The 20,189-nt window shown below is 60.9% G+C and carries 23 protein-coding genes; 9 read left to right on the top strand and 14 right to left on the bottom strand.

From position 1 onward, the window contains the following. Positions 1-26 precede the first annotated feature (26 nt). Positions 27-2,024: a methyl-accepting chemotaxis protein gene (locus AC1DTN_RS01360; RefSeq protein WP_439014025.1), complete on the bottom strand. Its 1,998-nt coding sequence runs from the start codon at positions 2,022-2,024 to the stop codon at positions 27-29. Between the two features lie 451 nt (positions 2,025-2,475). Here AC1DTN_RS01360 and AC1DTN_RS01355 point away from each other — a divergent pair, with 451 nt between their 5' ends. After that, complete coding sequence (locus AC1DTN_RS01355; protein WP_477919667.1) at positions 2,476-3,351, top strand: transporter substrate-binding domain-containing protein; 876 nt, start codon at positions 2,476-2,478, stop codon at positions 3,349-3,351. Positions 3,352-3,466: 115 nt separating this feature from the next. Here the strand turns inward: AC1DTN_RS01355 and AC1DTN_RS01350 are convergent, their stop codons facing one another. From AC1DTN_RS01350 to AC1DTN_RS01330, 5 genes are all read right to left on the bottom strand, one after another. Next, positions 3,467-3,880, bottom strand: a complete 414-nt coding sequence (locus tag AC1DTN_RS01350; protein WP_007821246.1) for a tellurite resistance TerB family protein — start codon at positions 3,878-3,880, stop codon at positions 3,467-3,469. Between the two features lie 48 nt (positions 3,881-3,928). After that, positions 3,929-4,705 (bottom strand): thermonuclease family protein, encoded by a 777-nt coding sequence (locus tag AC1DTN_RS01345; protein WP_477919666.1) that lies wholly within the window; start codon positions 4,703-4,705, stop codon positions 3,929-3,931. Between the two features lie 10 nt (positions 4,706-4,715). Further along, positions 4,716-5,384: a S24 family peptidase gene (locus tag AC1DTN_RS01340; RefSeq protein ID WP_037101171.1), complete on the bottom strand. Its 669-nt coding sequence runs from the start codon at positions 5,382-5,384 to the stop codon at positions 4,716-4,718. 220 nt (positions 5,385-5,604) lie between these two features. After that, positions 5,605-6,252, bottom strand: coding sequence for a response regulator (locus AC1DTN_RS01335; RefSeq protein ID WP_477919664.1), 648 nt, complete (start codon positions 6,250-6,252; stop codon positions 5,605-5,607). A gap of 90 nt (positions 6,253-6,342) precedes the next feature. Further along, complete coding sequence (locus AC1DTN_RS01330; protein WP_439014028.1) at positions 6,343-6,741, bottom strand: hypothetical protein; 399 nt, start codon at positions 6,739-6,741, stop codon at positions 6,343-6,345. A gap of 133 nt (positions 6,742-6,874) precedes the next feature. Here AC1DTN_RS01330 and AC1DTN_RS01325 point away from each other — a divergent pair, with 133 nt between their 5' ends. Next, a complete protein-coding gene (locus AC1DTN_RS01325; protein WP_477919662.1) occupies positions 6,875-7,228 on the top strand; it encodes a DUF952 domain-containing protein in 354 nt (117 codons plus the stop codon). Beyond that, positions 7,225-8,313, top strand: a complete 1,089-nt coding sequence (locus tag AC1DTN_RS01320) for a quinone-dependent dihydroorotate dehydrogenase (RefSeq protein WP_477919660.1) — start codon at positions 7,225-7,227, stop codon at positions 8,311-8,313. Before AC1DTN_RS01325 ends, AC1DTN_RS01320 begins: the two co-directional genes overlap by 4 nt. Here the strand turns inward: AC1DTN_RS01320 and AC1DTN_RS01315 are convergent. From AC1DTN_RS01315 to AC1DTN_RS01305, 3 genes are read right to left on the bottom strand one after another with little or no spacing between them, the layout of a single operon-like run. Then, the gene (locus AC1DTN_RS01315; RefSeq protein WP_477919658.1) at positions 8,289-9,635 is read right to left on the bottom strand and encodes an MATE family efflux transporter; all 1,347 of its coding nucleotides are present in this window, start codon (positions 9,633-9,635) and stop codon (positions 8,289-8,291) included. The genes AC1DTN_RS01320 and AC1DTN_RS01315 overlap by 25 nt on opposite strands. Positions 9,636-9,667: 32 nt before the next feature. Continuing rightward, complete coding sequence (locus AC1DTN_RS01310) at positions 9,668-10,165, bottom strand: CAP domain-containing protein (protein ID WP_477919657.1); 498 nt, start codon at positions 10,163-10,165, stop codon at positions 9,668-9,670. 1 nt (position 10,166) lies between these two features. Next, positions 10,167-10,433 carry a DUF6460 domain-containing protein gene (locus AC1DTN_RS01305; RefSeq protein ID WP_007821228.1) on the bottom strand — a complete coding sequence of 89 codons (267 nt, stop codon included), beginning with the start codon at positions 10,431-10,433 and terminating at the stop codon, positions 10,167-10,169. A gap of 140 nt (positions 10,434-10,573) precedes the next feature. Between AC1DTN_RS01305 and AC1DTN_RS01300 the strand changes: the two genes are divergently transcribed. From AC1DTN_RS01300 to AC1DTN_RS01290, 3 genes are all read left to right on the top strand, one after another. Continuing rightward, positions 10,574-11,506, top strand: a complete 933-nt coding sequence (locus AC1DTN_RS01300; protein ID WP_113322955.1) for a methyltransferase — start codon at positions 10,574-10,576, stop codon at positions 11,504-11,506. Positions 11,507-11,700: 194 nt separating this feature from the next. Next, positions 11,701-12,336, top strand: a complete 636-nt coding sequence (locus AC1DTN_RS01295) for a YitT family protein (protein WP_477919655.1) — start codon at positions 11,701-11,703, stop codon at positions 12,334-12,336. Positions 12,337-12,547: 211 nt separating this feature from the next. Next, positions 12,548-12,715, top strand: coding sequence for a hypothetical protein (locus AC1DTN_RS01290; RefSeq protein WP_310380111.1), 168 nt, complete (start codon positions 12,548-12,550; stop codon positions 12,713-12,715). Between the two features lie 68 nt (positions 12,716-12,783). Here the strand turns inward: AC1DTN_RS01290 and AC1DTN_RS01285 are convergent, their stop codons facing one another. Together AC1DTN_RS01285 and AC1DTN_RS01280 are read right to left on the bottom strand one after the other, a co-directional pair. Beyond that, on the bottom strand, positions 12,784-13,245 hold the full coding sequence (locus tag AC1DTN_RS01285; RefSeq protein WP_113322942.1) for a carboxymuconolactone decarboxylase family protein: 462 nt from the start codon (positions 13,243-13,245) through the stop codon (positions 12,784-12,786). A gap of 36 nt (positions 13,246-13,281) precedes the next feature. Beyond that, a complete protein-coding gene (locus tag AC1DTN_RS01280; protein ID WP_439014036.1) occupies positions 13,282-13,782 on the bottom strand; it encodes an RrF2 family transcriptional regulator in 501 nt (166 codons plus the stop codon). A gap of 96 nt (positions 13,783-13,878) precedes the next feature. Between AC1DTN_RS01280 and AC1DTN_RS01275 the strand changes: the two genes are divergently transcribed. Together AC1DTN_RS01275 and pdeM are read left to right on the top strand one after the other, a co-directional pair. Beyond that, positions 13,879-16,389 carry a ligase-associated DNA damage response DEXH box helicase gene (locus AC1DTN_RS01275; protein WP_477919652.1) on the top strand — a complete coding sequence of 837 codons (2,511 nt, stop codon included), beginning with the start codon at positions 13,879-13,881 and terminating at the stop codon, positions 16,387-16,389. A 21-nt stretch (positions 16,390-16,410) separates the two neighbouring features. Continuing rightward, entirely contained in the window at positions 16,411-17,148 is a 738-nt protein-coding gene (gene pdeM / locus AC1DTN_RS01270) for a ligase-associated DNA damage response endonuclease PdeM (RefSeq protein WP_477919650.1), read from the top strand. Between the two features lie 35 nt (positions 17,149-17,183). Here pdeM and AC1DTN_RS01265 read toward each other — a convergent pair whose 3' ends face one another. Together AC1DTN_RS01265 and AC1DTN_RS01260 are read right to left on the bottom strand one after the other, a co-directional pair. Continuing rightward, complete coding sequence (locus AC1DTN_RS01265; RefSeq protein ID WP_310378984.1) at positions 17,184-17,765, bottom strand: transglycosylase SLT domain-containing protein; 582 nt, start codon at positions 17,763-17,765, stop codon at positions 17,184-17,186. Between the two features lie 57 nt (positions 17,766-17,822). Then, positions 17,823-18,770, bottom strand: coding sequence for an alpha/beta hydrolase family protein (locus AC1DTN_RS01260; RefSeq protein ID WP_477919648.1), 948 nt, complete (start codon positions 18,768-18,770; stop codon positions 17,823-17,825). An 86-nt stretch (positions 18,771-18,856) separates the two neighbouring features. Here AC1DTN_RS01260 and AC1DTN_RS01255 point away from each other — a divergent pair, with 86 nt between their 5' ends. Next, positions 18,857-19,438 carry a TetR/AcrR family transcriptional regulator gene (locus AC1DTN_RS01255; RefSeq protein ID WP_310378980.1) on the top strand — a complete coding sequence of 194 codons (582 nt, stop codon included), beginning with the start codon at positions 18,857-18,859 and terminating at the stop codon, positions 19,436-19,438. Here AC1DTN_RS01255 and AC1DTN_RS01250 read toward each other — a convergent pair whose 3' ends face one another. Next, positions 19,439-19,999, bottom strand: a complete 561-nt coding sequence (locus AC1DTN_RS01250) for a dihydrofolate reductase family protein (protein ID WP_310378978.1) — start codon at positions 19,997-19,999, stop codon at positions 19,439-19,441. Positions 20,000-20,189: the final 190 nt, after the last annotated feature.

The raw sequence follows: 20,189 nt of genomic DNA, 5'->3' as shown, positions 1-20,189 counted from the left end.
CATTTTCATTCAATCATGTCATCAGCTCAGAACTCCGTCCAGTCAGCTTCCTGGCTGCTGGCGGGGGCAGCGTTGTTCACGCCGAAAGCGCTGGCTATCTTCTGGCCGAGGGCGCGGGCGGGCGAAGCCTTCGGGCGTGCGGTGCTTTCGGCAACGCGGACCGGAGCTCTGGCAGCCGGCCGTGCGCCAGCGCGCGGCGCGGCCGGTGCGGTCGAGATCGGCGCGCTTGCAACGAAGCCGCCGGTGCCTGTCAGGCGGAACTGGCCGAGCAGGTTGTTGAGCGCCGTCGCTTCCGTGGCAAGGCTATGGCTTGCCGCGGTGGATTCCTCGACCATGGCGGCATTCTGTTGGGTGCCCTGATCCATGGTGTTGACGGCTGTATTGATCTCCTGCAGGCCGGTCGACTGCTCGCGGGCGGCTTCGGCGATCGCATGGACGTGCTGGTTGATCTCCTGCACCTCGTGGACGATCGCATCGAGCGCCTTGCCGGTTTCGCCGACCAGCGAGACGCCGGTCTGCACATGCGTGCCGGATGTGTTGATCAGCGCCTTGATTTCCTTGGCGGCGTTTGCAGAGCGCTGGGCGAGTTCACGCACTTCCTGTGCGACGACCGCAAAACCCTTGCCGGCTTCACCGGCACGCGCTGCCTCGACACCGGCGTTCAGCGCCAGCAGGTTCGTCTGGAAGGCGATATCGTCGATGACGCCGATGATATTGCCGATCTCGACGGAGGACTGCTCGATCTGATGCATGGCAGCGACCGCCTTGCGGACGACGTCGCCGGATTTCTCGGCGCCAAGGCGGGTGCGGGCGACGAGTTGGCTTGCCTCTTCGGCACGCTTTGCCGCGTCCTTCACCGTTATGGTGATCTCTTCGAGGGCTGCTGCCGTTTCTTCGACGGAAGCGGCCTGCTGCTCGGTGCGCTTCGAAAGCTCGTCGGCAGACGACCGGATCTCGTTGGCGCCGGCGCTGATGGCACGGGCGTTGGAACCGACTGCGTGCAGGGTCTCGTTGAGCTTCTCGACCGAATTGTTGAAATCCTGGCGCAGCGCGTCGAGATGCGCGACGAAAGGCGTTTCGATATGTGAGAGGAGGTCGCCCGCCGAGAGCCGGCGCAGGCCGTCTCCGAGCGCATTGACCGCACGCTCGAGATCGGCGGCTTCCGCGGCCTTCTGCGCTTCGCGTTCACGGCGCTCGTTGTCGCTGAGGCTGCGGTCGGCTTCCGCGCGCGCCTCGATCTGGGCACGCTCGATCGCGTTGTCGCGGAAGATCGAGACGGCCTTTGCCATCTGGCCGACCTCGTCGCCGCGGTCGAGACCGCTGATCTCGCTCGCGGTATCGCCTTCGGCAAGCCGCGTCATGCGCAGGCGCAGCTGCATCATGGGGCCGGCGATGCCGATCTGCGCCACGGCCACGCTGATGCCGACAGCGGCGAGAACCGCAATGCCGATCAGGATGAAACAGAAGACGATCCGCTGGTTAACGGCAGCCGAAAGAGCGTCGCCGCCGTCGTTGAGCATCGCCATCATCGCATCATTGTTGGCGATCATCTTCGGCGTCAGTGCGTTGAGCTTGGCATTGATCAGGGCGACATTCGCCAGGGCGCCGGCGCTGTCCTTGGCCTTGCTCTGCTCGATGATCTTGTTCGCCAGCGTTTCGATTTCATCGATACCGGCCTGGATTTCATCGATCGCCGCCTTGCGGCTGGGCACAAGTGTCAGCGCCTGCTTCATGCGGTCGCGTGCCTGCGGCAGCTTGCTCGGTGTGGCGAGCGCTGTTTGGAATGCCGGCGTATCGGGCTTCATATCGGCAAGCAGACTCACTTGCAGCACCGAGGCGACGATCGATGCGCTGGCGCGCGCACTCTGCATGGAGGCCAGCGCCTCATGATCGATGAAGGCGCTGTAAGTCGCGTCCGCTTGGCGGAACTCGGACATGACATAGACCAATCCGGCCATGGTGATCAGCCCCAGGAGCGCCACGACCGATATGACTTTTGTGCGGATTTTCAGATGTTTCAGCATGGAAATGTCACCCGATTGGCCGGGTGTGTTGCGGACCCGGTGCTTTTGAAATCATTTGTTGCAGAACAATTCTTCGGTATTGCGGTGTGGGAGATACCTTGGGAGGTTCGACATGCGCATCATGCGGTCGGCCGGTGAGGTCGGTGTCGTCGCAACAAATAAGATCGGATATTGCTTAATTCCGCGCTAACGGGCTCGCAGGATTGCCCGTAAATTTTTGGGGCATAGTTGTCATTTGTGCTTGGGTGTTCGAAAAGTGCAATTTATGCGGAATTTTTTTGCGACTGGCGCGGGGCCGAGTCTTCCGAAAGGCTTGCTTTGAAGGCCTGCGCGTATCGCAATTCTGTCCGATCGCAGTCTGTCGCCCGCCACGCTATATTCCCCGTTGGGCGTGATTCTGTTACATCTCGGCCTGTGGCAAGCGCCGCTCTTATTCCCGAGGCAGGTTATCATGGTGCAATCTAGACCGGCGTTTCTGGCCCTCAGAGGGATTTTCGTCCTTTGCCTATTTTCGGTTGTACTGCTTTCGGCTTTTTCCGCTTTTGCGCAGCAATCGGGCCTGTCCGTGCCGCTGCTTTTCGATTCCCGCGAGCGTCTGGCGAAGCCGGATCTATCCTCGCTCGTGCGCCTGCGTTTCCTGACCTCGGTGGACTTTCCGCCCTTCAATTTCACCGACCAGAACGGCAAGCTCTCCGGCTTCAACGTCGATCTGGCTCGCGAGATCTGCACCGAGCTGGAGATCGCTGATAAGTGCCAGATCCAGGCGCTGCCCTTTGCCGACCTGCAGAAGGCGCTCGCCGGCTTACAGGGTGACGCCGTCATTGCCGGCCTTGCCGTCACGCCCGAGCTGCGCCGCGAGTTCCTCTTCTCCCGCCCTTATCTGATGCTGCCGGCCCGCTTCGTCCGCAACGTGGGCGCCGCCGTGACCGGAACAACGGCTGCCGGCCTCGCTGGCCATTCCGTCGGCGTCGTCAAGGGCACCGTGCATGAGGCGATGCTTGCTGCCTTCTTCCCCGCCATCAAAGCTCAGCCCTTCGACAACAAGGAAGCGTTGCTGACGGCCCTGAAGGAACGCAAGATCGATGCCGCCTTTGCCGATGCGCTGCAACTTTCCTTCTGGGTCGCTTCGTCAGCTTCGGACAAATGCTGCGCCCTGTTCGACGGTCCCTATATGTCCGAGCATTTCCTGGGCGAGGGAATGACGATCATGCTGCGCCAGAACGATAGCGTGCTGACGGCAGCGATCGACCATGCGCTGGCAACGCTCTCGCGCAATGGCCGCCTGCAGGAAATCTATCTGCGTTATTTCCCTTACGGGCTGTACTAGAGCAATTCCAGCAAAAGTGCGCAGTGGTTTGCGTCCGGAATTGCGTGAAGAAAAGCAATTCCAGCAAAAGTGTGTAGCGGTTTTGCGTCTGGAATTGCGTGAAGAAAAGCAGAAATCAGCCCTTGCGGAAGCGGGCGATCGCGCTGCGCTCGATGGCGGCGCAGGTCAGCTTGTCGAGGCCGAGACGGTCGCGCAGCAGGCTGAGCAGCCGCAGTTCCTCGGCCTTGACGGAAAGGTCGGCCGAGGCGACTTCGACCGCCAGTGCATAGGCCGTGTCATAGAGACGGGCAGGCAGCGTATCGCGAACGGTCTCCAGCACGACGTCAAGCCCTTCGGGGCCTGCCAGCAGCGAGGCGCAGTCGCGGGCGATGGAAATCAGATTGTCGTCGTCGAAATCGCGGAAAACCGGCAGGAAGCCGATGAGCTGACCGATCCTCTCCATTTCCCGGTCGTTCATGGTGCTGTCGACGGCGGATGCCATCACCATCACATAGATCAGCGCGTCATGGGCGGAAAGCGGCTTGTTCATGTCTGATTCCCTCTTCGATGAGCGGAGATTAGGAATTGGCGGTCTTTATTACAAGGGAGCGGCCGTTTCGGGCCGGGGTGTAGCCGCCGGCCTGCGGCGCGGATCCTCGCCGTGAATGCCTTGCTTTGCCTGTTTTGCTTTTTCGCCGGCAGCGACAAGCCGTGAACCCGGCTGTGCCTCCACCCAGCCGTTTTCAACCAGCCATGTGCCGATATCCTGCTGCCCCAGCCGGCAGGCCGCACTCGCCATGTCCTCCCACGCATCGGAAGGCAGGTCGCAATCGATCGTGCGGTTGCGCAGGTAAAGCCGCAGCGCCGTCTTCGCCATCATGCCGCATGGCCACTGCTTGCCATCCGAGCCGCAGCTCTTGTCGGCGGGCGTCTCGATGACATTGGCAATCTGCAGCCTGCGTTTGCCGAAGGAGAGGATGCCGGCGCTCTCCACTGTCGGCCGCAGCAGTTCCACGCTGTCCTTTCCAGCAGGCGCAGTTGATGGCGTCTCAGTCGGCGCAGGAGCGCTTTGCGCCATTGCATCCGCTGGCGCATTTTCGGAAGAGGCCTCTGCTGTGTTTCCGGATGGAGCCGCCGCCGGCTCGGTTGGCGCAGGCTCCGTTGCCCGAGCGATCAATTCAGCATCTTCGTCTGTGATCGATACAGGCGGTTTTGCCACATCGGCGGTCGTATCGGGCAGCGCCGCGGCTACGCTTCCGGCATCGGCGTTGGATGACAGGCCCTCGCTTCCATCGAGCCGCGCTTGCCCGGCCAAGAGCAGGCCAACCACAGTCGCCATCCCCGCGATACCTGTGATGAAGGCTGCAGGGCGCATGATTATTTTCCTATTGGCTGGCCCAGATGATGCGGGCAATCCATTCGACGTCGGAAAGCTCGATCGTCCGGTTAGGATGTTCGGGATTGAGCGACAAAAGTTCGATGGAGCGCGGGCTCTGACGCAGAAGCACCTTGGCCATGACCTCGCCCTCGCGTGTCTTGACGACGACGCGGTCGTTGCGGCGCACTTGCGCACCGGGCTCCACTATCAGCACATCGCCGTCGCGATAGAGCGGCATCATGCTTTCGCCCTGTACCTCGAGCGCATAGACGCCAGCCTTCTGCGAGGGGCCAGCCGGAAATTCCACCACATCCCAGCCTTGGCCCGCAGGAAAACCGCCATCGTCGAAAAAGCCGCCAGCGCCCGCCTGTGCAAAGCCGAGCAGGGGAATGGAGCTTCCCTGTGAGGCAAAAATACTGTCCGGCAGGCTGGCGGCGGCGGCACCCGCCGGCCGCATGAAGCCAAGGAACTGCTCCATGCTCGCCCCCGTCGCCTCCAGCACCTTGGCGATGGATTCCGTCGAAGGCCAGCGCAGGCGCCCGTCTGCCGAGAGCCGCTTGGATTTGTTGAAGGAGGTCGGATCGAGCCCCGCCCGCCGCGCAAGACCGGACGGCGTCAGGTCATGCCCTTCGGCAAGCCTGTCGATCGCTCCCCAGATCTGGTCATGTGACAGCATATGCGTCCGGTTCCGCGGTCCATCCGGCCGCTTTCTATCGCCGGCAGATTAACCGAGGTACTTCCCCGAGTAAAGTGAAAATGAGGAATAAAATCCTGTCCCCTTAGAGCGCCGTGCGTCCATTCGGACGCACAAAGGACGCTCTAACTGTTTAAATCTGCGCATCAGGCCTTCCGAAAATCGATTCCGATTTTTCGGGCGGATGCTGTAGGGCGCAGGCTCAGGCGACCATCGCCATATTGATCTTGCCGAGCTGGATGACCGCCTGCGTGCGGCTGTCGACGTTGAGCTTCAGGAGGATTGCCGAGACATGCGCCTTGATCGTCGCTTCGGAAACGCCGAGTTCGTAGGCGATCTGCTTGTTTAGGAGTCCTTCGCCGAGCATGGTCAGCACCCGGCTCTGCTGCGGTGTCAGCGTATGCAGGCGATGGATGAGGTCGGCGACATCGGGGTCCTGCTCCTGTCCATCGCGATAGCTCTCCGGCGTGGCAATGTCGCCCGCGAGCACTGTCAGGATGCCGCGGCGGATATCCTCGATGCCTGAGGATTTCGAAATGAAACCGGAAGCGCCGAGCTCCAGCGCCCGGCGGATTGTCGTGGTGTCATCGGTTGCCGAGATGATGACGATCGGCAGGCTGACGAATTCGGAGCGCAGCGCCATCAGGCCGGAAAAACCGCTGACTCCGGGCATGGCAAGATCGAGCAGCATCAGGTCAGCATCCGGGTGCTCTCCCGCAGCAGTTCTTGCCGCGGAGAAATCCCCGGCTTCGACGATCTCCTGCCGTCCTTCCATGCCGGTCACCGCCTGCCGCAATGCGTCACGGAAAAGCGGGTGGTCATCAGCGATGATGATGGTCTGTTCCTGCATCGAAAACTCCCTCCCAAGAGCTCGATCCCGTCAGTCCTGTCCGGCTCCCCCGCACGAACATGACTCTCCACTTATATGAATATAACCAGATCAACTCCGCTGCGGAAGGGGATTGGCCTTGTCTTCCGCCTGGAATTCCCGAACTATACCCATGAAACTGCGCATCATCCGCTCCATGATGCCGATCGAGCGGTCGACTTCCGCATCCGTCGGCAAGGCGGGCCGGGCGGCTGTATTCTTCTCCAGCGCGCTCACCCGATCGGCAAGCCGGTCGAGTTCGTCCTCATAGGCGGCGCGTTCATCGGCCGCCATGCGGCAGACCAGCGCCCCGTCTTTTTCGGTGCAGAGCGACATCGCCCCCGTCTGCCGGTCGAGGCGCACGAAATGGTCGCCGCTGCGCTCGAGCTGGAAGCGGGCTGCGTCTGGCTCCGCCGCCAATGCCGCAAGCGGCAGAAGACCGGCGGCAAGCATGATTGCAAATGCCTTCATCGTCTCATCCTCCGCAAAGCCTGGTGCCTGTCCGTTTTTGCGCCCGCAGGCGTGGACATCGCCGTCTCTTTGGGGCAAAGCCCTCATCAGGAAGGCCAGCCCCCTCTCAACAAGGCCAGCCAACGGGATCATCATGACCGCGACACCGACCCTTTACAAGATCGTGCCGGAGGCGCTCTGGCAGGAAGCCAGACAAACCGGCGTTTTTCATGGCGCCGGCATCGATCAGAAGGACGGCTTCATCCATTTCTCGACGGCAGACCAGGTCAAGCAGACGGCAGCCCTGCATTTTGCCGGCCAGACCGGCCTTGTCCTCGTCGCCATCGATGGCCGTAATTTCGGTGACAAGCTGGTCTTCGAACCCTCGCGGGGCGGTGCGCTCTTCCCGCATCTTTATGCCGATCTGCCGCTTTCGGCCGTACTCTGGGAAGCGCCTTTGTTGGTCGACGATGCCGGTACCCATATTTTTCCGGAGCTTGCACCGTGATCGATCCCTTCAAGCGCATCGCCCGCCGCGGCCTCTTCCTCTTCGATCCGGAAACCGCGCACGGCATGTCGATCGCGGCACTGAAATCGGGCGTCGTGCCCGCGTGCCGCATCGCGCCGGATCCGCGTCTGCGCCAGACCGTTGCTGGTCTCGACTTTGCCAATCCGCTCGGTATGGCGGCAGGCTATGACAAGAACGCGGAAGTGCCGGAGGCACTGCTGAAGCTCGGTTTCGGCTTTACTGAGATCGGCACCGTTACACCGAAGCCGCAATCGGGCAATCCGCGCCCGCGCATCTTCCGCCTGGTGGAGGATGAAGGCGTCATCAACCGCCTTGGCTTCAACAATGAAGGCCATGAAGCGGCCTTCCGCCGTCTGTCGCAGATCGGCCGCGCCGGCATTATTGGCGTCAATATAGGTGCCAACAAGGACAGCGAGGACCGTATCGCCGATTATGTCGCCGGCATCCGCCGCTTCTATTCGGTCGCCCGCTATTTCACCGCCAATATTTCCTCGCCTAATACGCCGGGCCTGCGCGATCTGCAGGCACGCGAAAGCCTCGCCGCACTTTTGTCGGCCGTGCTGACGGCACGCGACGAGGAAGCTGAAAAGGCTGGCCGAAAAATCCCGGTCTTCCTGAAGATCGCCCCTGATCTTACCGAAGAGGGCATGGATGACATTGCCGCGGAGGCGCTGTCGCATGCGCTGGATGGTCTCATCGTATCCAATACGACGCTTTCGCGCGATGGCCTGAAGGATCGGCTCCAGGCGAAGGAGGCCGGCGGCCTTTCCGGCGCACCGCTCTTCGAGAAATCCACCGCTGTGCTTGCCAAGATGCGCAAACGTGTCGGTCCGGCCCTGCCGATCATCGGTGTCGGCGGCGTCTCCTCGGCCGAAACGGCGCTGGAGAAGGTCAGGGCAGGGGCAGATCTCGTGCAGCTCTATTCCTGCATGGTCTATGAAGGCCCGGGCCTTCCCGGCACGATCGTTCGCGGTCTTTCGAAGCTGCTCGACCGCGAAAAGGTTACCTCGATCCGCAATCTCAGGGATAGCCGCGTCGATTACTGGGCGGCACGAAACGTCTGAGCCGCCCGCGGCTTGATCAGCACCGCCAGGAAGAAGCCGCGAAACAGAAGGAAGGCATTCATCGCCAGCCATAGGCCATGATTGCCGAAGAGCGGCACGAAGACGGCGAGCATGGCGAGATATCCTGCAAAGGACATCAGCATCCGGTTGCGCATGTCGACGGACCAGGTCGCGCCGATGAAGACCCCGTCCATCAGGAAGGCGAGCGCACCTGTCAGCCCCGTGACCGCCGCCCAGGGCAGATAGGTCTCGGCCGCCGCCTGCACCTCGGGCGAATTGGTCAACACTGAAATCAGAGTGGGGCCGGCAAAATAGAAGAAGCCGGAAATGATCGCCGCCAGCCCGAAGGACCAGAGGATCGTGAGTCTCAAACCGCGGTCGAAGGCGGGCCGGTATTGCGCGCCGATCGCCCGGCCGGTGATCTGCTCGGCGGCATTGGCAAGGCCGTCGAGATAATAGCCCGACAGCAGGAAGAAGTTCATCAGCACGGCATTGGCCGCCAGTGTTATGGCGCCGAAGCTGGTGCCGATGCGGGTCATGATCGCGAATGAGCCGATCAGCACGAAGGTGCGGATCAGGATGTCGCGGTTCAGCGCGAAGAGTTCGGCGAGCTTGCTCCGCGAAAAGACCTCCATCCGACTTGGCCGATACGCTTTGTCGAAACTGCGCAGCACGATGAAAAGACCGGCAAGCGCGCCCGCCGTTTCGCCCGCCATCGTGCCCCAGGCGACGCCTGAAACGCCCCAGTCGAGCGAAAGCCCGAGATAGATGGAAAGCAGGATATTGATGCCGTTGATCAGCGCCTGCAGCAGCAGCCCTGTCCGACCCTGACCGCGGCCGAGGACGAAGCCGAGAAGGGCGTAATTGGCAAGCGCTGCCGGTGCGGCGAGAATGCGGATCGAGAAATAGGTGCTGGTCGCCTCGGCAATCCGCCCCTCCGCCCCCATCAGCTTCAGCCCGATCAGGATCAACAGCGGTGATAGCATCAGAAGTGCCAGACCGGAGCCGAGCGCCGAGACGATCGCCCGCCAGAAGACGGCCTGCTGCTCATGCGCGTCACGCCGCCCGAGCGCCTGCGCCGTCAGTCCGGTTGTGGACGCCCGCAGGAAATTGAAGCTGCCCATGATGAGGTCGAACAGCATGGCGCCGATCGCCAGCCCCGCCAGCGCTTCCGGATCGCCCATATGGCCGACGACGGCGGTATTGGTAATACCGAGCAGCGGCGTGGTCATGAAGCCGAGCGTCATCGGAATGGCGATCGACAGCACCAGCCGGTGCGTCACGTCGAATGCCAATGTATTTCTGCTGCTGCCGGTATCCATATCCGCCTCTTGGGGAGAGAGGCGGAATCGCCTCAGCTGGAAAGCACCATGGCCCAATAGGGCAGATTCTTGGAAGACGTATTATGTGCAACGGCAACGCCGAGACCGCTATAGCGTCCGAGCATATTTTCCAGATGGTGGGGGGAATTGATCCAGGCAGCGACGACCGCGTCGACGCTCTGCTGGCCCGACGCAATGTTTTCGGCGGCCGGCAGGGCAACACCGCTTGCCTTCACGCGGGCGCCGAAACTGTCTGTCATGCCCATCAGATGCTTCATCCTGCCCGCACTTGCCATGCGCTTGGCCTGGAAGATCGCGGCGGCACTTGCATGCGGATCGACGCTGAGCGGCGGCAGGCCGTTCTTGGCGCGAAGCTGGTTGACGAGCGGTAATGCAGAAGCCGTCTCGTCTGCGGCATTGGAAGGCGTGGTCGCAAGTTTCGGGGTCGTCGTGCAGCCGGCAATGCCGGCCACCAGTGCAAGACCTGAAAGCTGCAGCAGGCCGCGGCGTGAAAGGATGATTGAGCTCATGTTATTTGCGATAGCTGAAAAGACGGATGATGATGAAGATCGGGATGACGATGGTCGCACCCAGGATCAGATAGTCGCCGACGCGGCCAAGCGCAGAGAAGCCCTGCCGCCATAGATGGATCACGAAATCACGGAAGTTGTAGATAAGTTCCCAGGGGGTCAGCCCAAAGATGGCCATGACGAAGCCGACGATCAGCGACACCACCAAAAGTTTGATGATCGTGCGGCCAATGGAATCGCCGAGGAACCTGTTCACCTGATCGGACATGCGCCATCTCCTGTTTGCCTTGAGATACGGTCGCGGCGATTCGCCCGCAAGCCTTTTCCGCCAAGACAGCACCGCCTCTGAAATAGGACTTGAGTTTTTTTGTGGCCGAAGCCAAATGCCGCCAGCCAAAGGGTCTAATCATGCAGCCAAGCCAGCTCTCATCCGGCGATGTCATCGCCGACCGCCGTGCCGATTACGCCAGGATGCTGGATGAGGGCGGCGAGCCGGATGCCGCCGCCGAGCTGATGGAACAGGCGCTGGAACTGGTACCGGCATGGGCTGCAGGTTGGTACCGCCTCGCCACCTACCAGGAAAAGGTGGGCAAAACGGATGCCGCCGTCGAAGCCTATCGCCGTACGCTGGAACTCGATCCCGAGGATGTTTTCGGCTCGAGCCTCAAGCTTGCTCTGCTCGGCGACACTGAGACGCCGGCCCAGCCGCCAAGCCGCTATGTTGAACGCCTCTTCGACGATTATGCCGATCGTTTCGAGACCTCGCTCGTCGAGAAGCTGGACTATTCCGTTCCGCAGAAACTTGCGGCGCTCGTCGCGTCGACCGGAAGGCACTATCGGCGTGCCGTTGATCTCGGCTGCGGTACGGGCCTGCTCGGCCCTGAAATCCGCGCCCAAGTCACGGAGCTCGAAGGTTTCGACCTGTCGCAGAACATGCTGGCGAAGGCTGCCGAAAAGCATATCTACGACCACCTCGCCCAGGCAGACCTGTCGCTGGCGCCCGAAGCCTCCGGTCTCTTTGCCGATGGCGGGCGGCACCGCGCCGATCTCGTCACTGCCGCCGACGTGCTGATGTATCTCGGCAATCTGGAAAGCGTCTTTGCGATCCTCGACGACCTCGCCATAGCGGGCGCCGATTTTGTCTTTTCGGTCGAGGATGGCGGCGAAGGCGATGGCTTCAGCCTGGCGCCGTCACTGCGTTATGCCCACTCCCAATCCTATGTCGAAGGGCTGGCAGCGGCGCACGGTCTCGAAATCGTCGACATCGTCAAAACCACCATTCGCAAAGATGGCGGCAAACCGGTTTCGGGCATTCTGTTCCTTACGCGCAAGACCGACTGAACGCATATTTCTTGCGATTTTAAAATAGGTCAGCATTACTTACGTATTTCGCTTGCGCGCAACCTTGCAAGGCCTGATAATCCGGCCATTCCGGGAGAAGCGACGCGCCCCCAAAGCGCAGCACGCACCGCATCCACCCTTACATTTCCTCTTCCTCCGGCCTGTCCGGAGCCGCCGCTATTGGAGATCGCGTCATGAGCCAGCTCATCAGTGCCCTCGGTTTCTGGAACACCACTGCGACGCGTCACACGCCGGTCGAGGATGTGCAAGGCATATTCTCCGGCAGCCTCGTTTCCGCGCTCGGTCTCTATGTACTCGCCAGCGCCGGGCTTCTCACCGGCAGCACCGCCGGCATTGCCTTCCTGCTGCACTATGCTTTCGGCGTGAATTTCGGCCTCGCCTTCTTCCTGCTCAACCTGCCCTTCTTCTATCTCTCGTGGAGGCGCCTTGGCATGGCCTTCACGATCAAGACGTTCATCGCTATCGGCCTGACCTCGCTTCTCACCAGCCTGCAGCCGAAGGTTATGGAGATCGCCGCCATTCATCCGGCCTGGGCGGCTCTTCTTGGTGGTCTGCTGCTTGGCTACGGCCTTCTGGCGCTCTATCGCCATCGCGCCAGCCTCGGCGGCGTCGGCATTCTCGGCATCTATATGCAGGAGCGTTTCGGCATCCGCGCTGGCCTCGTGCAGCTTGTGATCGACATGTGCGTGCTGGCCGCCGCCTTTTTCGTCACCACGCCGCCGGTCGTCTTCTATTCCGTGCTCGGTGCCGTGGTCCTCAACCTCTTCGTCGCCGTCAACCACAGGGCCGACCGCTACATCGCGCTCTGAAGCATCTCGCGCAAAACCGTGCAGCTGTTTTGCGATAAAGACATGCGAAGACAAGAGCCTAAGGCGTGGTAGGCGAATCTGAAGGATGGCGACACGCTTTGGGGCAGTTCTAACCTTACAAATCCGTAAGCCATTCTAAACAAAACGTAACTTGCCCGTGATCGGTCCTGGCGCGACACTTCTCCTCGCGCCGGATATGATGAAGTGAGCTATGTCAGATTTGGAAAAGCTTGTCAGACGCCGCATGCAGGAAGAATACGCTAAGGGTTCTTCTGCAGAGGAAATCGCCAAGGTCGTTCGCGACATATTCAACAGCGTCGACCTCTCGGGCAAATGGCCTGGAGCCGTTGCCGCACGGGCCACGACTGATCACGGGTGACCGTATAATCAACCGACCCGAAACCTTCGGGTCGGTCGCTGGGATGAATTCCCTATAGGCAGAATCTATCAGGCTGCCTTCTGCGGCGCATCGATCGGATGCTGGCTGCGGAAGCCGACAGCAAGCCGGTTCCAGATATTGATCGTGCCGATTGCAACCGTGATCTTGGTCATTTCTTCTTCAGAGAAATGCGCCTTCAGGGCTTCGTAATCGGCATCCGGCGCACCAGTCTCTGCAATCTTCGTCACCGCATCGACCCAGCCGAGCAGCGCGCGTTCGCGGGCGTCGTAAACCGGCGATTCCCGCCATACGCACATCAGGTTGATCCACTGTTCGGAAAGCCCGTGATGGCGCGCTTCCTTCGAATGCATGTCGACGCAATAGGCGCAGCCATTGATCTGCGAGGCACGAAGCTTGATCAGGTGAATGAAGCGCTTATCCAGTCCGGATTCCTGCACATACTGCTCCAGAGCGACGACGGCCTTATAGGCATCCGGAGCGGCTTTGCCGAAGTTGAAACGTGCTTGCATGGTATTTCTCCTTGGGTTGGGGTTTGTGTTAGGGGCTCAGCGAGCCACTTTTCTTTCATGTATTTCCATGAAGGCGCAGCCTCTGGCTGCGATCCCGCCGTCATCATCAGCGGAAAGTTCGGACAGAATGTCGGCGATGCTGGTGTTCGCGAGTTCGGCGCGATAGGCGCGCTCGGCTCTGAGCATTGCCGCCGTGACCTGGCAGGGCTTGGTGAAATAGCGCTGCGGCAGCGGGTTCGGGCCGCGCTGGCGGATCTCGGCGCAGCGGAAGGCAGGCGCCGGCCCTTCGACCGCGAGCACGATATCGAGCAGCGAAATGTCTTCCGGCTTCTTCGCCAGCCGGTAACCGCCCTTCGGCCCCGGCACTGTCTCCAGAATTCCGGCTCCCGAAAGCGCCTGCAGGTGCTTCAGCAGATAGCTCGTCGATACGCCGTGATATTCGGCGAGGGCTGCGGCCGATAGCACGCCGCCCGCCGAAAGCCCTGATAGTACCGCCGTGCAATGAATGCTCTGTTCGACGCCGTCACCAAGCTTCACAGCCGATCTCCTTTAATCATGGATATTATTTATCCACGATTATGCTGGGGAGTCAATACCGCTTCTATTCGTCCGCGTTTGAACTACATTTGCCCCGTGGATCAGATCGATGCCGAGACCAGCCTTGCCTTGCCTACACCCTTTCTCCGCTGGTTTGCGGAAAAGGGCTGGCGCCCGCGCGCCCACCAGCTTGAATTGCTGGCCCGTGCCGAAGCCGGCGAGAGCACGCTGCTGATTGCGCCAACCGGCGCCGGCAAGACGCTCGCCGGCTTTCTGCCGTCGCTGACCGCCCTCACACGCCGTGGCAAGATCCCGCCTGGCTCGGCCTTCACGGGCATCCACACGCTCTACGTTTCGCCGCTGAAGGCGCTGGCCGTTGATATCGAGCGCAATCTCATGAAGCCCGTCACCGAGATGGGCTTGCCGATATCGATCGAGAACCGCACCGGTGATACGCCGAACGCCAAGCGCCAGCGCCAGAAGCTCAACCCGCCGGACATCCTGCTGACGACGCCGGAGCAGGTCGCCCTGTTATTGGCAAACCGGGAGGCCGAACGCTTCTTCAAGGATTTGAAATATGTCATCTTCGACGAGCTGCATTCGCTCGTCACCTCAAAGCGTGGGCACATGCTCTCGCTCGGCCTTGCTCGGCTGCGCAGGCTTGCACCCGATTTGAGGACCATCGGGCTCTCTGCCACCGTTGCCGAACCCCTGGATTTGCAGAAATGGTTGGTGGCACAGGAGGAGGGCACGGAGAGCCATGCCGGCCTAGTGCTCGTCGAAGGCGGCGCAAAGCCCGAGATTTCCATTCTCGATACGCAAGAGCACATCCCCTGGTCCGGCCATGCCGCCAAATATGCGATCCCGGATGTCTATCGACAGCTCATCGATCACAAGACGACGCTGCTTTTCGTCAATACCCGCTCGCAGGCCGAAATGCTCTTTCAGGAGCTCTGGACGGTCAACGAGGAAAATCTGCCGATCGCGCTCCATCATGGTTCCCTCGACGTTGCCCAGCGCCGCAAGGTTGAAGCCGCGATGGCCGCCAACCGGCTGCGGGCCGTCGTCGCCACATCGACCCTCGACCTCGGCATAGACTGGGGCGATGTCGATCTGGTCATTCATGTCGGCGCGCCCAAGGGCGCCTCGCGCCTTGCTCAGCGCATCGGCCGCGCCAATCACCGCATGGACGAACCGTCGAAGGCGATCCTCGTCCCCGCCAACCGCTTCGAGGTCATGGAGTGCCAGGCAGCACTCGATGCGAATTACATCGGCGCGCAGGATACGCCCCCCGTCGGCCGCGGTGGACTCGATGTGCTTGCCCAGCACGTGCTCGGCATGGCCTGCGCCGAACCCTTCGACATGCTGGAACTCTATGATGAGATCACCAGCGCCTCGCCCTATGCCGATCTTCCATGGGAGACATTCGAGCGTGTCGTCGACTTCGTCGCGACCGGCGGCTACGCCCTGCGCACCTATGAGCGTTATGCCCGCATCCGCAAGACCAAGGAAGGCCGCTGGCGTGTCTCCAATCCGCAGGTCGCCCAGCAATATCGCCTGAACCTCGGCACCATTGTCGAGGATCCGATGCTGAACATCCGCATGGCCAAACGCGGCGACGGCGGCAGGCTTGGCCGTCCGGGTGCAGTGCTAGGCAAGGTCGAGGAATATTTCCTCGAACAGCTTGCACCGGGCGATACTTTCATCTTCTCCGGCAAGGTGCTCCGCTTCGAAGGCATCCGGGAAAACGAGGCGCTGGTGAGCCAGGCCTATTCCTTCGATCCGAAAATCCCTTCCTATGCCGGCGGCAAGTTCCCGCTCTCGACCTACCTTGCCGATCAGGTCCGCTCGATGCTCGATGATCCCGACCGCTGGCACCGCCTGCCGGATCAGGTGCGAGACTGGCTCTCACTGCAGAAAGAAAAATCTCTCCTGCCGAAACGCGACGAGCTGTTGATCGAAACCTTCCCGCGCGGCAGCCGCGGTTACATGGTCATCTATCCCTTCGAAGGTCGGCTCGCACATCAGACGCTCGGCATGCTGCTTACCCGCCGTCTGGACAGGACAGGGGCTAAACCCCTCGGTTTCGTCGCAACGGATTATTCCCTTGCCATCTGGGGGCTTGAAGATCTCGGCCTGATGATCGCCAACGGCCGCCTCAGTCTTTCCGATCTCTTCGATGAGGACATGCTGGGCGACGATCTGGAATCCTGGCTGAATGAATCCTTCCTTCTGAAGCGCACCTTCCGCAATTGTGCCGTGATCGCAGGTTTGATCGAGCGGCGCCATCCGGGAAAGGAAAAGACCGGCCGGCAGATCACCGTCTCCGCCGACCTGATCTATGATGTGCTGCGCACCCACGAGCCCGATCACATCCTGCTGCAGGCAACACGGCAAGATGCTTCGACCGGTCTTTTGGATATTTCCCGCCTTGGCGATATGCTGAGGCGAATCAAGGGCCACATCACCCACCGGGCGCTGGATCATATTTCGCCGCTCGCCGTGCCGGTCATGCTGGAAATCGGCCGGGAATCGGTACCGGGTCAGGCTCATGACGCCCTGCTTGCCGAAGCCGCCGACGATCTGATCGCCGAGGCGATGGCATAAGAACTTGGCCTGAAACTTGGAATGACTGAAGTGATGAACCGCCTGGCGCTCGCGCGCGACATGACTGGCCTTGCCGCAATACCGGGCGTCGAAACCGCCATTCACGGTGTTGCGGCCGTCTGCGATCCGCTTGGCGCGCTCTATCTGCCGGATGCCGGCATTCTCGTCGTCTCCGACCTGCATCTGGAAAAAGGGGCGGCCTTTGCCCGCCGCGGCATGATGTTGCCGCCTTACGATACGCTGGCGACGCTCACCGTGCTCGCAGCCGTCATCTCCCGCTACGACCCGAAAATCGTCATTTCGCTCGGCGACAATTTTCACGACCGTGTCGGCTCGCGGCACCTGCCGGATGCCTTCCGCACCCTGATCGTCGAAATGGCCCGCGGCCGCGAATGGATCTGGATCAACGGCAATCACGACCCTGACGGCACCGTCGACCTGCCGGGCACCTGTTCGGACGAGCTATATTATGCCGGCCTGACCTTCCGTCATGAGCCGCGCGATGGCTTGCAGAAGGGTGAAATCGCCGGCCATCTGCATCCCGCAGCCACCGTCCGCCGCCGCGAAAAATCCGTTCGCCGTCCCTGCTTCGCCACGGACGGCGCCCGCCTGCTGATGCCCGCCTTCGGCGTCATGAGCGGTGGTCTCGACCTCGGCCACAAGGCTATGAAGGGTCTCTTCGACAAGGCGTCGCTGATTGCTCATCTGCTCGGGCGTGACAGGATCTATTCGGTCCGGTACGACAATTTGCGGGGCTGACACCTCCCCCTTTCCCACTGGGAGAAGGGAATAACTCAATTGCATCCCTGCAATTGCTGCTGATAGGTCCCGGCCATCCGCGCAAACTTCTGCGCCGTCTGCTGCAGCTGACCATTGTTGCGCCAGTCGCCGCGCTTGTATCCCGTCGGACCGGAATAATAGGCAAGGTAGAGACCATAGGCGTCGTTGAGCGGAATACCCGTCGCCTGGCTGTTGCTGTAGTGGTACCAGCCGATGAAATCGATCGCGTCGGCGAAGTTGGTACGCGTTGCGGCCCAGTTGCCGGTTTCGGACTGGTAGTGGTCCCAGGTCCCGTTCAGCGCCTGCGAATAGCCATAGGCCGTCGAAGGCCGCGTCCAGGGAATGAAACCGAAGAGTTTCGTGCGCGGCGGCCGCGCATAAGGCTGGAAGCCGGATTCGACATACATGGTCGCCATCAGGATTGGCACCGGCACGCCGTATTTCTTCTCCGCACGCTCCGCAGCACCCTGCCAGCTTGTGAAGAGACCATCCTTCTGATCGAAGACGGCGCAGATATTTCTCGTCTGGCGGGGCGCTGTCGCGCAGCCGGCAAGCAGGGCCAGCCCGATGACCGCGAGCACGATACGAGTACGCATGCTACAAACCTCTCGTTTCCGAGAGATTACTAACTCGTAAACGTTAAAGAGCGGTTTTTATGCGAATACGAGATGTTCCGATGGCTTTTTACCAGGCCAGGGATTGGTGCCGTCCCGCAGCCAGAGCAGAGTGTCGAGCCAGAAGCCGGCGGCGTGGCGGGCGTGGAAAAGATCGAAATGTCCGATCCTCGGAAATCCAAGATCTTCCGGCGTCAGCAGCACTTCTTCCACCTTTGCGTTGCGATAATGGGAAAGACCGCGCCTGATAGCGTGGACAGTCGCAATCTCATCATCGGTGACGGTGAGGCTCAGGATTGGCGCATGAAAACTCTCAAAGGGCTTCGACGCACCGGCTCTTTCGGCAGCCGATGGATGAGGGTCGATCCACCCCCGCTGGAACGCCCAGTCGAGCGCAACGCCCTTCGGAAGATCCTCGAGCCAGCCGAGACGCCGCCCTGGAAAATAGCCGAACAGCAAGGTCGTCGCTGGCATGAAAAGATGCCATTTCAGGAGCAGCCGCCAGCGGTGCGCGGGGGCATAGTCTCGCCAGTTCCCATATTGCGCGCCGACTGCAAGCATGCGCGTGATGCGGTCGGCATGCACCGAAAGGCCGGGCAGAAAGCCCCCGATACTGTGTCCGACGACGAAAAGCGGCTGGCCGGGCCGCTGGCCTTCCATGAAAAGCAGCGCCGCATCGAAATCCCGTTCACCCCAGTCCCGCCAGCGATAGCCGCAGCCGCGTAACCGTTCCGGGCGCGACAGGCCGATGCCGCGATAATCATAGGTCAGCACGTCAAAGCCGTGTTCGGCGAGAAAGCGCGCATAGTAGTGATAATAGTGTGCCGCGACGCCGGTTGCCGGATTGATGACGACGCTGCCATTGTTGCGGTCGCTGATTGCACTCCAGAGATGGCCGCGAAGTTCCACGCCGTCACGGCAGCCGATCGCGACAGCTTCTGCCTCCCGTGCAAGGTCGCTCTTCCTCCGTTTTCTTGCAGCCGACATATATCTCTCCCTTGCCTGCACTTTGGCCGGGACAGTAGGCGACAGTTGATGTTGAGGATACTCACTAGTCGGTATACATTGCCGACATGGTCAAATCCGCTTCCGACACGCGCGAACGCATCGTCACCGCCGCCGCCAAACTGTTCTACAGCGAAGGCATCCGGGCCGTGAGCGTCGATGCCGTGGCGGAGAAAGCCGATGTCACGAAGCGCACCCTCTATTATCATTTCGACAGCAAGGACGACCTGATCACCGCCTATCTGGAAACCCGCGATCAGCCCAATCTTGCGGTCTATCGGCGCTGGTTTGCGGAAACGGATGGGGATCTGGCGGCGAAGGTGAAGGGTATATTCGACAATCTTGCTCGCTCGGCCCGGCATCCGAAATGGAAGGGCTGCGGTTATCTCAGGACCTCGGCTGAACTTGCCAATATGCCCGGCCATCCCGCCATCAAGGTTGGCGCCGCGCATAAGAAGAATGTCGAGCAATGGCTCGCTGCTCTCTTCGAGGAGCAGCATCTTGTCGAGGCGCCAAAGCTCGCCCGCCAGGTCGTTCTGCTGCTCGACGGCTCCTTTGCCGCCGTGCTCCTGCATCGCGATCCCACCTATATGGAAACGGCAGGCGAAGCGGCCGCAGCCTTGGTGGCTGCAGCCGGTAAAGGCAAATGATCAGACTGCCCTGACGGGCTCATAGCGCAGGATCACCGCGCCGCTCTTCGTCACAGACGAGTCGAGCAGTTTCAGGGTCTGCTGCGCATCCGCAGGCTTGAAATGCGGATTACCGCGGCCGAGAATAACGGGCACGAGGCAGATGCGGATTTCATCCACCAACTCCGCCTTCAACAGGGTATCGGCAAGCTCGGCGCTGCCGAAGACGAAGATCGTCTTACCATCTTCTTCCTTCAGCCGCTTCAGCTCGGACACCGGATCATTGACGACGCGCGTATTGTTCCAGTCCGCCTTTTCCATGGTCCGCGAGACGGCGATCTTGGCGATGCCGTTCATATAGGCCTTGATCTTGTCTTCGCTCTCCGCGCTCGGCCAGTAGGCGGCCATGCCCTCATAAGTCTTGCGGCCGAAGACCAAAAGGTCGCCTTCCTCACCGAACTGCTCGGCATATTTCTCGAGCTCTGGTCCCCAGGCCAGATTGTGAAACTCGATATCCCACGGCTTCGTCCCTTCGAAGTAACCGTCCAGCGTCATCAGGTTCCAGACAACAAGCTTCCTCATCTCATCCTCCTTGGACCATGTTCTTCAAAACCAGTTGCCATAAGCAACTGGTTTTGAAATTAGCTTGACTGATAGTGAAATGCAAGCGGTTATGAGCAAGAAGACTTTGAATGGTGGCTATGGCAGGCATCGGGACAAGCGTCCGCCCACCGGGTACGTCATCGTCCCCGGACGTTTGATAAAAGCCCAT

Source organism: Rhizobium sp. 01T444 (assembly GCF_056398305.1).
This window is presented reverse-complemented; position numbering and strand designations above follow the sequence as displayed.